This window comes from Candidatus Pseudomonas auctus, assembly GCF_048654275.1.
Classification (GTDB): domain Bacteria; phylum Pseudomonadota; class Gammaproteobacteria; order Pseudomonadales; family Pseudomonadaceae; genus Aquipseudomonas; species Aquipseudomonas pharyngis.
Map to the genome: position 1 here is coordinate 489048 of NZ_JBJYZK010000002.1, position 12149 is coordinate 501196.

14 protein-coding genes are annotated in these 12149 nt (G+C 61.6%); 7 read left to right on the plus strand and 7 right to left on the minus strand.

The window, feature by feature from the left end; genetic code table 11:
• Positions 1 to 13 precede the first annotated feature (13 nt).
• The 4 genes from ACKUG4_RS05730 to ACKUG4_RS05745 all read right to left on the minus strand — a co-directional run bounded on the left by ACKUG4_RS05730 (position 14) and on the right by ACKUG4_RS05745 (position 2648).
• Positions 14 to 688, minus strand: a complete 675-nt coding sequence (locus ACKUG4_RS05730; RefSeq protein ID WP_445433616.1) for an urease accessory protein UreF — start codon at positions 686 to 688, stop codon at positions 14 to 16.
• Positions 685 to 1185 carry an urease accessory protein UreE gene (gene ureE, locus ACKUG4_RS05735; protein ID WP_011332214.1) on the minus strand — a complete coding sequence of 167 codons (501 nt, stop codon included), beginning with the start codon at positions 1183 to 1185 and terminating at the stop codon, positions 685 to 687. Before ureE ends, ACKUG4_RS05730 begins: the two co-directional genes overlap by 4 nt.
• A gap of 194 nt (positions 1186 to 1379) precedes the next feature.
• On the minus strand, positions 1380 to 2012 hold the full coding sequence (locus ACKUG4_RS05740) for a TetR family transcriptional regulator (RefSeq protein ID WP_039766718.1): 633 nt from the start codon (positions 2010 to 2012) through the stop codon (positions 1380 to 1382).
• Positions 2013 to 2183: 171 nt separating this feature from the next.
• Complete coding sequence (locus ACKUG4_RS05745) at positions 2184 to 2648, minus strand: hypothetical protein (RefSeq protein ID WP_064379127.1); 465 nt, start codon at positions 2646 to 2648, stop codon at positions 2184 to 2186.
• Between the two features lie 381 nt (positions 2649 to 3029).
• Between ACKUG4_RS05745 and ACKUG4_RS05750 the strand changes: the two genes are divergently transcribed.
• Positions 3030 to 5105: an AsmA family protein gene (locus ACKUG4_RS05750; RefSeq protein WP_445433617.1), complete on the plus strand. Its 2076-nt coding sequence runs from the start codon at positions 3030 to 3032 to the stop codon at positions 5103 to 5105.
• Between the two features lie 103 nt (positions 5106 to 5208).
• Here the strand turns inward: ACKUG4_RS05750 and ACKUG4_RS05755 are convergent, their stop codons facing one another.
• Complete coding sequence (locus tag ACKUG4_RS05755; protein ID WP_064593148.1) at positions 5209 to 5739, minus strand: ferritin-like domain-containing protein; 531 nt, start codon at positions 5737 to 5739, stop codon at positions 5209 to 5211.
• Positions 5740 to 5837: 98 nt separating this feature from the next.
• Positions 5838 to 6740 carry a LysR substrate-binding domain-containing protein gene (locus ACKUG4_RS05760; protein ID WP_074689655.1) on the minus strand — a complete coding sequence of 301 codons (903 nt, stop codon included), beginning with the start codon at positions 6738 to 6740 and terminating at the stop codon, positions 5838 to 5840.
• A 120-nt stretch (positions 6741 to 6860) separates the two neighbouring features.
• Here ACKUG4_RS05760 and ACKUG4_RS05765 point away from each other — a divergent pair, with 120 nt between their 5' ends.
• The 3 genes from ACKUG4_RS05765 to ACKUG4_RS05775 all read left to right on the plus strand — a co-directional run bounded on the left by ACKUG4_RS05765 (position 6861) and on the right by ACKUG4_RS05775 (position 8787).
• Complete coding sequence (locus ACKUG4_RS05765) at positions 6861 to 7499, plus strand: FMN-dependent NADH-azoreductase (protein ID WP_445433618.1); 639 nt, start codon at positions 6861 to 6863, stop codon at positions 7497 to 7499.
• Positions 7500 to 7805, plus strand: a complete 306-nt coding sequence (locus tag ACKUG4_RS05770) for a DMT family transporter (RefSeq protein WP_011332220.1) — start codon at positions 7500 to 7502, stop codon at positions 7803 to 7805.
• A 91-nt stretch (positions 7806 to 7896) separates the two neighbouring features.
• Positions 7897 to 8787, plus strand: coding sequence for an esterase/lipase family protein (locus ACKUG4_RS05775; protein WP_085611041.1), 891 nt, complete (start codon positions 7897 to 7899; stop codon positions 8785 to 8787).
• On the opposite strand, the gene ACKUG4_RS05780 is transcribed toward ACKUG4_RS05775, so the two are convergent.
• Positions 8784 to 9677: a DMT family transporter gene (locus tag ACKUG4_RS05780; protein WP_064593155.1), complete on the minus strand. Its 894-nt coding sequence runs from the start codon at positions 9675 to 9677 to the stop codon at positions 8784 to 8786. The genes ACKUG4_RS05775 and ACKUG4_RS05780 overlap by 4 nt on opposite strands.
• A gap of 98 nt (positions 9678 to 9775) precedes the next feature.
• Here ACKUG4_RS05780 and ACKUG4_RS05785 point away from each other — a divergent pair, with 98 nt between their 5' ends.
• The 3 genes from ACKUG4_RS05785 to ACKUG4_RS05795 all read left to right on the plus strand — a co-directional run bounded on the left by ACKUG4_RS05785 (position 9776) and on the right by ACKUG4_RS05795 (position 12051).
• A complete protein-coding gene (locus ACKUG4_RS05785; RefSeq protein WP_445433619.1) occupies positions 9776 to 10570 on the plus strand; it encodes an AraC family transcriptional regulator in 795 nt (264 codons plus the stop codon).
• Positions 10571 to 10633: 63 nt separating this feature from the next.
• Positions 10634 to 10939, plus strand: a complete 306-nt coding sequence (locus ACKUG4_RS05790; protein WP_011332224.1) for a PsiF family protein — start codon at positions 10634 to 10636, stop codon at positions 10937 to 10939.
• Between the two features lie 98 nt (positions 10940 to 11037).
• Entirely contained in the window at positions 11038 to 12051 is a 1014-nt protein-coding gene (locus tag ACKUG4_RS05795; protein WP_064593159.1) for an AI-2E family transporter, read from the plus strand.
• Positions 12052 to 12149: the final 98 nt, after the last annotated feature.

Here is a 12149-nt window from a genome sequence, read left to right on the forward strand (position 1 = left end):
CAGATAAAAGGCCCTAGGAACGGAACAGGCGGCTGTATTGGCGCTCATGGGCCATGCACGCCAGGGACAGACCGAACGCGGCGCTGCCGAGGTGTTCGGGATTGATTCGGGTGGCGTCCTGCTGGGCCTGTTGCAGCAGCGGCAGCAGTTCGCTGGTCAGGCGCTGGGCGGCTTGCTGGCCCAGCGGCAGGGTTTTCATCAGCACCGCGAGCTGGTTTTCCAGCCAGCTCCACAGCCACGCAGCGAGGGCGTCCTGCGGGCTGATCTGCCAGGCGCGCGCGGCCAGTGCCCAGCACAGAGCAAGATGCGGTTCGGCGCAGTGTTCAAGGAAGTCCCGCGCGGCCTGATCGAGCTCGGGCAAGCCGTTGAGCAATTGCTGCAACGAGTAGCCCATCTGCCGGCTCTCCAGATGCAGTTCGCGGGTTTCGCGGCTGGCGCGGTGGCTTTCGCAGATATGCAGCAGCTCGTCCCAGTTTTCCTGCGTAGCGGCCTGACAATGGGCGAGCAGCATCGGCGCTTCGAACCGCGCGAGGTTGAGCAGCAATTGATCGCTGATCCAGCGACGGGCGCTGTCCGGGCTGTCGACGCGGCCGTTATCCACAGCCATTTCCAGGCCCTGGGAATAGCTGTAGCCGCCAATCGGCAATTGCGGACTGGCCAGGCGCAGCAGCGCCCAGGCCGGGTTCACAAACGGACGCCGAACTGATGGAGTTTCGGCGCGTAGTTGAAGTCTTCGTCACCGTGCCGCGAATGATGATGGCCGCCACCGTAGGCGCCGTGCTCGGGCTGAAAGGGTGCTTCGATCGATTCGACCTGCGCGCCCAGTTGTTCAAGCATCGCCTTGAGCACGTAATCGTCGAGCAGCCGCAACCAGCCGTCACCGACTTGCAGAGCAACGTGGCGATTGCCCAGGTGATAGGCGGCGCGGGTCAGTTCGAAAGCATTGGCGCAGGTGACGTGCAGCAATTGTTCGGGGCGGGCGCAGACCCGGACGATCCGGCCATCTTCGGCTTGCAGGCACTCACCGTCATACAGCGGCGGCTGACCGCGCTCCAGAAACAGTCCGACGTCCTCGCCTTCGGCACTGAAACAGCGCAAGCGGCTTTTGCTCCTGGCTTCGAAGGTCAGGTGCAACTCGGCGGCCCAGACGGGTTGGGGGTCGATTCTGCGATGAATCACCAGCATCGGAAAGCTTCCAGCAATGGACAATGCTCAGGCTAGAGCAAGGGGCTTGCCAATCGGACGAGATGTAGGAAAACCCTGTCGGAGCGTAGTGGATGTTTCAAGATGTTGCAGGATTGTGAGGTGTTTTGGTGCATGAAGTTTTTTACATGCACCAAATAGGAGCTTACGTGGGGGTTGGGGGATCTGGAGGAGAACTATTCGGTACTGCCGAGCCCTTGCCAGTGCTTCAGCCCGATAAAGATAAAGCGCAACTGCTGGGTGATCTTCGCCTGTGGCGTCAGATGCTCCGGCAGAGCTTCGGCGGGCGGGTCGATGATGTCCGGCAGGGTGGCGAACACCGATTTGACGATCAGGTCGGCCATCACGCTCAGGCCATCGCGATTCAGATGCTGAAGCTTGGGCATCAGGGCCAGGTCCGCCGCCAGGTCGGAGCTGATGTCTTCACGCAAGCGGCCGATGGCCTGACGCACCGGCAACGATCCGCCGTACTGCTCGCGGGCCAGAAACAGGAATTGCGAACGGTTGGCGCTGACCACGTCGAGGAAGATCCGCACCGACGCATCGATGATGCCGCCCATGACGAATTCGTTGTGGCGGACCAGGCGGATGGTTTCGCGGAAGGTCTGGCCGACTTCACTGACCAGCACCAGGCCGAGTTCGTCCATGTCGGCGAAATGGCGGTAGAAACCGGTGGGCACGATACCGGCGGTTTTCGTCACTTCACGCAGGCTCAGGCTGCCGAATCCTCGGCCGCTTTCCATCAGGTGGCGGGCAGCGTCCATCAGGGCGTTGCGGGTCTGTTGTTTCTGTTCGGCGCGGGGCAGCATCGCAAGGGTGTGTTCTTAGGCAAGACAAGCGCCGCACTCTAGCAAATCGGCTTTGTCGGCGTCGAACGGCAGGGGAGATGGAGGCGGGAAATCGCGACTTCTTTATACAGGCTGCTGAAAAGTCAAAAGCCCAATCCGGGGATTGGGCTTTTTTTCCAGGCCGCCATGGGCTTAGCTCAAAGCGCTGTTGCGTTCGATCACACGGTCACCACCGCCTTCGGCCAGAGTTTGACCTTGTGGGGTGCGATCACCACCGTCCGATGCCAGCGTCTGGCCTTGTGGGGTACGGTCGCCGCCGTCAGAAGCCAGGGTTTGACCTTGTGGAGTGCGATCCGAACCGTCTTGAACCAGACCTTTCTCTTCCAGACGATCGCGACCACCTTCAGCTACGGTTTGACCTTGTGGGGTTTTGTCATAGCCATCTTGAACCAGGCCTTTTTCTTCCAGACGGTTACGACCGTTTTCAGCCAGGGTCTGGCCTTGTGGAGTGCGGTCCGAGCCATCAGCAGCAACAGTCTGGCTGAACACCGAGTGGCTGGTTTTGACTTGCGGCGTTGCTTGATCGGCAGCTGGCAGAGCGAAAGCGGTGCTGGCCAGCATCGAGAGGGTAAGACTGAACAGAAGTTGGCGTTTCATGATGGGTTGCTCCTTGGGAGGGCGATAAAGTGGGTACGAAGCTAATGCTACTCTCGATAAGTCGATATAAAAGTTCATAAACACAATGGTAATAATCAACAGAATTGATTGTTCCATTGGGAGGCTCTAGCTCGGGCGTTTCAGGCGGGCGGTTTTGCACTGCGGTGGGTATTTTCCACCCACTTGCGCCCCGCAAATGTGCGGGGCCGGTAAAGCCAAATCGACCGATCGGTCAGAATGGCGACCGTTTTTTCCCCTCGCTGGGGCTTTGGATTAAACCTGCGGGCTGTTTGTCAGTCACAGATTTCATGAGGGCCATCATGGCCTGCCGTTTCAGCTGCGTCGTGCCAATGGATGCAGTCGTCTTCAGGAGCTTTGTGCATGACGCGCACCCGTAAAATCTTCGCCTGGACCTTCGCCACCCTTGTGCTGCTTCTGGCGGTGCTGGTGTTGGTCATCGTGTTTTTCGACTGGAACCGGATCAAGCCGCCGCTCAATGCCAAAGTCTCGGAAGAATTGCACCGACCGTTCGCCATCAACGGCAACCTGTCGGTGGTCTGGCGGCGCGAAATCGACGAGGGCGGCTGGCGCGCCTGGGTGCCGTGGCCGCATGTGGTGGCCGAAGACCTGACGCTGGGCAATCCGGACTGGTCGAAACAGCCGCAGATGGTCACCCTCAAACGGGTCGAGCTGCGCATCTCGCCACTGGCCTTGCTGGCGCAACGGGTGACGATCCCGCGGATCGACCTGACTGAGCCGAACGCGCAATTGCAGCGCCTGGCCGACGGTCGCGCCAACTGGACCTTCAAGTTCGATCCCAAGGACCCGAACGCCGAGCCCTCGAACTGGGTGGTCGACATCGGCGCCATCGGTTTCGACAAGGGCCACGTCACCCTGGATGACCAGACCCTCAGGACCAACCTCGACTTGCTGATCGATCCGCTGGGCAAGCCGATTCCGTTCAGCGATATCGTCGGTGAAAAAGCCGCGAAAACCGCACAGGACAAGGGCGGTGCACCGCAGGATTACGCCTTCGGCCTGAAAGTCACCGGCCAGTACCACGGCCAGAAACTTGCCGGTCAGGGCAAGATCGGCGGCCTGCTGGCGCTACAGGACGCGAGCAAACCGTTCCCGTTGCAGGCCCAGGCGAAGATCGGTGATACCAGCGTCGAACTCGCCGGCACCCTGACCGATCCGCTGAATCTCGGCGCCCTCGATCTGCGCCTGAAACTGGCCGGCGCCAGCCTCGGCAATCTGTATCCGCTGACCGGCGTAACCCTGCCGGACACCCCGCCTTATGCCACCGACGGCCATTTGATCGCCAAGCTGCATGAGCCGGGCGGCGCGCAGTTCCGCTACGAACAGTTCAACGGCAAGATCGGCAGCAGCGACATCCATGGCGATCTGGCCTACGTCGCCAGCCAGCCACGGCCCAAGCTGAGTGGCGCGCTGCTGTCCAATCAACTGTTGTTTGCCGACCTCGCGCCGCTGATCGGTGCCGACTCCAATGCCAAGCAGAAGGCCCGTGGCGGCGAGAGCAAGCAGCCGGCGGACAAGGTGTTGCCGGTGGAAGAGTTCAAGACCGAGCGCTGGCGCGACATGGACGCCGACGTCGAATTCACCGGCAAACGCATCGTCCACAGTGAAGAACTGCCTTTCACCGATCTCTATACCCACCTGAAACTCAACGACGGCGAACTGAGCCTGGAGCCACTGCGCTTCGGTGTGGCCGGCGGCAATCTCGACGCGCAGATTCGCCTCAACGGTCGTACCGAGCCACTGGAAGGCCGGGCCAAATTGACCGCGCGCAAGTTCAAGCTCAAACAGCTGTTCCCGACCTTCGAACCGATGAAGACCAGTTTCGGCGAGCTTAACGGCGATGCCGACATCGCCGGTCGCGGCAACTCGGTGGCGAAGCTGCTGGGCGGCGCCAACGGCAATCTGAAGATGCTGATCAACGACGGCGCCATCAGTCGCGAGTTGATGGAGCTGGCAGGCCTGAACGTCGGCAACTACGTGGTCGGCAAGATCTTTGGCGACAAGGAAGTGAAGATCAACTGCGCGGCGGCGGACTTCGACATCAAGACCGGCCTGGCCAGTACGCGGCTGTTTGTGTTCGATACCGAGAACGCGATCATCTACATCGACGGCACGGCGAACATGGCCACCGAGCAACTGGATCTGACGGTGACGCCGGAATCCAAGGGCTGGCGCCTGATTTCCCTGCGCTCGCCGTTGTATGTACGCGGCAAGTTCATCAAGCCGGATGCCGGGGTGAAAGCGGTGCCGTTGATGTTGCGCGGGGCAGGGATGGTGGCGTTGGGCGTGATCGCCGCGCCGGCGGCGGGGCTGCTGGCGCTGGTGGCGCCGAGCGGCGGCGAGCCGAATCAGTGCGCGCCGTTGCTGGAGCAGATGAAGGCGGGCAAGGCACCCGTCACAGTGAAACCTACAAAATGATCGGTGATTGACAGGGCCTCTTCGCGAGCAGGCTCGCTCCCACATTTGGAATGCATTTCCATTGTGGGAGCGAGCCTGCTCGCGAAGGCGGTTTTCGCCAGAATTACAGGTCTTTCAGGATATCGGCCATGTCATCGGCATGCTCTTCTTCCTGAGCCAGGATGTCTTCGAAGATCCGGCGGGTGGTCGGATCCTTTTCACCGATGTACTGGATGATCTCGCGGTAGCTGTCGATGGCGATCCGCTCGGCCACCAAGTCCTCGTAGACCATTTCCTTCAAGGTGTTGCCGGCCACGTATTGCGCGTGGGACATCTTCGACAGCAGGTCAGGGTTGAATTCGGGCTCGCCGCCCAGTTGCACGATGCGTTCGGCGAGACGGTCGGCGTGTTCGGCTTCCTGAGTGGCGTGCTCGAGGAACTCGTTGGCGGCGACGTTGGCTTTCAGGCCGTTGGCCATGAAGTAGTGGCGCTTGTAGCGCAAGACGCAGACCAGTTCAGTGGCCAGCGACTCGTTGAGCAGGCGCAGCACTTCTTCACGGTTGGCGCTGTAGCTTTCGGTCACCGCGCCATTTTCCACATGCAGTCGTGCGCGCTCGCGCAGGGTTTGAACATCAGACAAATGCAGGTCACTCATTTCAGTCTCCTGGAGGCTAATCCGATTGGCGTCACGTTCTGCTGACGTGATCGTTACCAGGTTGTGAGTGATGAACGCGGCAAAAAGTTTTGTCGGATTCAGCGCGGGGCATGTCCCGAAAGCAATGCCTCCTCGCGCAGCCAGGCAAAAAACGCCTTCACCGGCGGGTGCCGCTCGCGGCCCGGTACGCAAAGTGCGCTGTAACCGGCGCCGTCGACCTGCACTTCACCCTTGTACGGCACCAGCAGACCACTGGCGACGCTCTGCGACACCAGAATATTGCTCGCCAGCACCAGCCCCTGTCCGGCAATGGCCGCTTGCAGGGCGTAATGCTCTTCGTCGTACTCGCGGACGGCCGGGTGCTGATTCAGCCAGTTCTCGCCCGACTGCGCGCACCAGGCCTCCCAGCCGTGGGCGTAGAGCTTCGAATTGTGCCAATGCACGCTGATCAGCGCCGGGGTGCGACGGGCGGCCAGCGCCACCTGTTCCGGCGAGCCGTACACGCCGAACGATTCATCGAACAGGCACAACCCGTAGAGGTTCGGGTAATCGTCGAGGCTGTAGCGCAACACCAGATCGACGCTCGCGTCCTGATGCAGGTCGATGACTTCGCAATGCGTATCCAGGCGCACATTGATATTCGGGTGCCTGGCGTAAAACCGCCCCAGGCGCGGCACCAGCCATAGCGCAGCAAACGCGGCGGTGGTCGACAGCGTCAAGCTGCTGCCGCTGCGTTGCGGGCGCAGGGTGTCGACGCTTTGCGCCACTTCCAGAAATGCGCCGTGCAGGCTGCGAAACAGCCGCTCGCCGCCCTCGGTCAGGCGCACCTGACGCGGCAGGCGTTCGAACAGCGCCACGCCGAGCCAGTCCTCCAGCGAGCGGATCTGATGGGAAATCGCCGTGGGCGTCACCGCCAGTTCTTCGGCGGCCGCCTTGAAACTCAACAGACGTGAGGCGGATTCGAACGCGCGCAGGGCGGTCAGGGGCAAGGCTGCGAACATGAAAACTCCACGGATGAGATCAATTCATCCCGACTGATTTTTGCTCATTTGAGGCGGTGATGTGATGCCTGCAATCTGGCGCCACACAGTCACTCAAGTCTAGACCTCAAGGAGATTCAGATGAGCAAGATTCTTGCAATCCATGCCAGCCCACGCGGTGAACGTTCTCATTCGCGGCGTCTGGCAGAAAGCTTTCTCTGCGCCTGGCAAGTCCGCCATCCACAGGCTCAGGTCACCCGCCGTGAAGTCGGGCGGGCGGTGATTCCGGCGGTTAATGAGGCGTTTGTCGCGGCGGCGTTTTACCCGGAGCCCGAGGCTCGACCGCTGACGATGCAAGCCGATCTGGCGCTCAGCGATCAACTGGTGGGCGAGCTGTTCGATCACGACCTGCTGCTGATTTCCACGCCGATGTACAACTTCAACGTGCCCAGCGGCCTCAAGGCCTGGGTCGATCAGATCGTCCGGTTGGGCCTGACGTTTGATCACACCCTCGACAACGGCATCGCCCAGTACACGCCGTTGTTGCACGGCAAGAAGGCGCTGATCGTCACCAGTCGCGGCGGTTTCGGATTCGGCCCGGGTGGCGAGCTGGAGGCGCTGAACCATGCCGATCCATGGCTGCGCACGGCATTGGGTTTCATCGGCATCAACGACGTCACGGTGGTCGCCGCCGAGGGTGAGGAATCCTCCGAGCGCACCTTCGCGGTGTCGGTGGCCGAGGCCGAGCAGCGCTTGCTCGACCTGGCCCGGGAGTTCTAGGTGGCCTGGCTGTTTCTGCTGATCGCGGCCGGGTTTGAGGTCACTTTCGCCATGGGCATGAAGTACGCCGAAGGTTTCACCCGGCTCTGGCCATCGCTGATCACTGTGGTCGCGGCGGTGGGCGGGGTGTACTTCCTGACCCTGGCGATGCGCGAGTTGCCGGTGAGCATCGCCTATCCGATCTGGACCGCCATCGGTTCGCTCGGCACGGTGTTTCTCGGTTTCGCCCTGCTGGGCGAGAGTCTGACGCTGGTGAAGTTGCTGTCGGTGGGGCTGATTGTGGCGGGGGTGGTGGGGCTGAAGTAGGCTGGTCGTGGAGTTGTCATCATCGAGGAGGATGCTTGGCGGGCGTTTTGCACGCCTTGCATCCACTCACCGACCACAAGGATGTTTGCCCATGTCGCAAGATTCGGCCACACGTTATCCACTGGTGCTGGTGCCGGGAATGCTCGGTTTCATCCGTCTCGTGCTGTACCCGTACTGGTACGGGATCATCAAAGCGTTGCGCCGGGGTGGTGCGACAGTGATTGCGGTGCAGGTGTCGCCGCTCAACTCCACCGAAGTGCGCGGCGAGCAGTTGCTGGCGCGCATCGATGAAATCCTGCGCGAGACCGGTGCGGCCAAGGTCAATCTCTTCGGCCATAGCCAGGGGTCGCTGACGGCGCGTTATGCGGCGGCCAAGCGTCCGGACCTGGTGGCCTCGGTGACGTCGGTGGCCGGGCCCAATCACGGTTCGGAACTGGCCGACTACCTGGCGAAACACTATCCGGCGGACAGCGCCAAGGGGCGCATTCTTGAGGCGCTGTTACGCTTTGTCGGCTGGCTGATGGCACTGCTGGAAACCGGCTATCACGGGCCGAAACTGCCGGTGGATATCCACGCCTCGCACAACTCGCTGACCACCGAAGGCGTGGCGCTGTTCAACCAGCGTTATCCACAGGGCTTGCCGCAAACCTGGGGCGGGCACGGGCCGGAAGAGGTCAACGGGGTGCGCTATTACTCGTGGTCCGGCACCTTGCAGCCGGGCAAGACCGATCGTGGTGGCAACCTGTTCGACGGCACCAACCGCAGTTGCCGGTTGTTCGCCAAAACCTTCGTGCGCGAGCCGGGGCAGTGCGACGGCATGGTCGGACGCTACAGCTCGCACCTGGGCACGGTCATCGGCGATGACTACCCGATGGATCACTTCGACATCGTCAACCAGTCACTGGGACTGGTCGGCAAAGGCGCGGATCCGGTGCGGCTGTTTGTCGAGCATGCGGCACGGTTGAAAGCCGCAGGAGTCTAGGCGGCGCTTGGAGTGCGGGAGCGACCGAGGACGGTGGTCCAGCGCTCGGAAAGAATTACCCCACCCAGTGTCAGCAAACCACCGACCAGGTGATACATCGCCAGTTGTTCCTTCAATACCACCGCAGCAATCAGCGCGGTGATCAGTGGCAGCAGGTTAAAGAACAGCGTGGTCCGGCTCGGGCCCAGACGCTGCACGGCCTGCATCCACGCCAGCGGCGCGAGCATCGAGGCCAGCAGGCACGCATACAGCACCAGCGGAATGTTCTGCAGGGTCAGGCCGGTTTTCGGCGACACGGCGTACAGCGGAAACAGCACCACCACCGCCACCAGCACCTGCAAATACAGCAACACCAGCGGCGGCAGGCGCAGTTGCCACTTTTTCAGCAGGGTGCTGTAGATCGCGTAGGCGAGGGTGGCGACCAGCATCATCGCGTCACCCAGGTTCACCCCGTGTTGCAGCAACGCGCCGAGGCTGCCGGACGACACCACCACCAGCACACCGGCGAACGACAGCAGCGCACCGACCAGCGCACCGGCCGTCAGGCGCTGGCCGAGGCTGATGATCGCCATGGCCAGCGACATCAGCGGCATCAGGGACAGGATGATGCCCATGTTGGTGGCGCTGGTCAGGGTCGCGGCGAAGTAGGCCAGGCTCTGGTAGACCGCCATGCCGAGTACACCGAGGATGAAGATCTTGCCCAGGTTCGGGCGAATCTGCGGCCAGTGCGCGATCACCTTCTTGAGCATGAACGGGGTAAACAGCAGGCCGGCGAGCAGCCAGCGGTAAAAGCCGATCTCGGCGGGAAAGATCGCACCGACCGCGAGCTTGTTGATCACGGTGTTGCCGGCCCAGATGAAAATCGCCAGCAGGGGAAACGCGTATTGCATGGGAGGAGAAACCAGTACGTTGATGAACGGCGATTATCCCCTGTCTGGATGCAGGCCTATACTGCGAACCGGACAACCCGCCCCTGATTCCGGACAGCATGAACAGTAAACACATCGATCTGCTGGATTTCAGCGAACTGCCGTCGGCAGTGTATTTCCGCTATGCCGACTTCAACGCCCATGAATACGCCGCGCCGCACCGCCATCCGTGGGGCACGCTGGAGTACGCAGCCCACGGCGTGCTGCACATGGATGTCGACGGCAGCCGTTTCATGTCGCCGCCGCAGTACGCGGTGTGGGTGCCGCCGCAGGTCGAGCACAGTTTCTACAGCCATCAGCCGGTCAATTATCGGGCGGTGTGCCTGGCGCCGGATGTGTGTTCCGATTTGCCGGCGCAGGCCTGCACTCTTGCGATCAGCGACATTCTCAAGGCGATCCTCAAGGACTTCGCCGCCCGCGATGTGAAGATTCCCGCGTTCGAAGCCGACCAGCGCCTGGCCCAGGTGTTGGTGGATCAATTGCGCCAGGCGCCGGTTCATCAATGCTATCTGCCCTACGCCAGCAGCCCCGGATTGCTGACCATCCTTGAAACCCTGCAGGCCGAGCCCGGCAACAACCAGCCGCTGGCGCACTGGGCGGCGCAGGTGTATGTCAGCGAGCGCACCCTGGCCCGGCAGTTCGTGCGGGAGCTGGGGATGAGTTTCGGCGAATGGCGTCAGCGGCTGCGCTATCTTGCGGCGATCGAGGCGCTGGAGAGTTCGCGCAGCGTGCAGGAAATCGCCTTCGATCTCGGCTACAGCAGCGGTTCGGCCTTCATCGCCATGTTTGCCCGGCAGGCCGGATGTACCCCGGAGCAGTATCGGCGCAGCCATCTTGAGGCTAGGAAGGTGTAACAAGCTTTGACTACACTCCAGCAGAGGCCGCCTCCATCGAGGCGGCGCCAAGGAGAAAACTCCATGAAGATGTTGCGTGTCCCTTTGTTGATGATCGGTCTGCTGCTGTGCTCCCAGGGTTTCGCCGCCACGGCGCAACAGAACAAGATGACCACCTGCAACGCCGACGCCACGGCCAAGAGCCTCAAGGGCGACGAGCGCAAAGCCTTCATGAGCACCTGCCTCAAGGCAGCCCCGGCGGCCAACGACGCCAAGGCCCTGACCCCGCAGCAACAGAAAATGAAAACCTGCAATGCCGATGCGGCCACCAAGGCGCTGACGGGGGATGCGCGCAAGACGTTCATGAGTGATTGTCTGAAGAAAAAATAAGATCGACAGATCGCAGCGAGCGGCAGGGCATCCGCTCGCTTCGGCGCCGGATCGCTGGCAGACTGCCAATCCTTTTACGCCGTTCGTTTTGAGGCTGTATGCCAACGTTTTCTGAGCGTCATGTTGTGTTCTGGGTCAGTTGCATCATCATTTTCGGCGGTCTGTTGCTGGTGTTGCCATTGCGTTTGCTGCCAAGCCTGCTGGCCGGGTTGCTGGTGTTCGAACTGGTCAACATGCTCACCCCGCAACTGCAACGGCTGATCGAAGGCCGTCGCGCGCGCTGGCTGGCGGTGGCGCTGCTGGGCACGCTGGTGGTGAGTGTGCTGGCACTGATCTTTGCCGGGGCTATCAGTTTCCTGTTGCATGAAGCGGAAAACCCCGGCGCTTCCCTCGACAAATTCATGGGTGTGGTTGACCGCGCCCGCGGGCAACTGCCGCCGTTTATCGATAGCTACCTGCCGGCCAGTGCCGCCGAGTTCCGGGTGGCCATCGGTGAATGGGCGAGCAAGCATTTGTCGGAGCTGCAACTGGTGGGCAAGGACGCGGCGCACATGTTCGTGACGCTGCTGATCGGCATGGTGCTGGGCGCGATCATCGCCTTGCAGCGCGTACCGGACGTCACCAAGCGCAAACCGCTGGCGGCCGCCCTGTTCGACCGTCTGCACCTGCTGGTTCAGGCGTTTCGCAACATCGTGTTCGCACAGATCAAGATTTCCCTGCTCAACACCTTCTTCACCGGGATCTTCCTGGCCGTGATCCTGCCGCTGTTCGGGATCAAGCTGCCGCTGACCAAGACCCTGATCGTGCTGACCTTCCTGCTCGGCCTGCTGCCGGTGATCGGCAACCTGATGTCGAACACGCTGATCACCATCGTCGGCCTGTCGCTGTCGATCTGGGTGGCGATTGCGGCGCTGGGCTACCTGATCTTTATCCACAAGCTCGAATACTTTCTCAACGCGCGCATCGTCGGCGGGCAGATCAGTGCCAAGTCCTGGGAGTTGCTGCTGGCAATGCTGGTGTTCGAGGCCGCGTTCGGCCTGCCGGGGGTGGTGGCGGGGCCGATTTATTACGCGTATCTGAAGAGTGAGTTGAAGCTGGGCGGGATGGTTTGATCCAGACTTCCAGCGTCTGAACTGGCCCTTTCGCGAGCAAGCCCGCTCCCACAGGATCACACTGAACCTGCGGGAGCGGGCTTGCTCGCGAAGGGCGC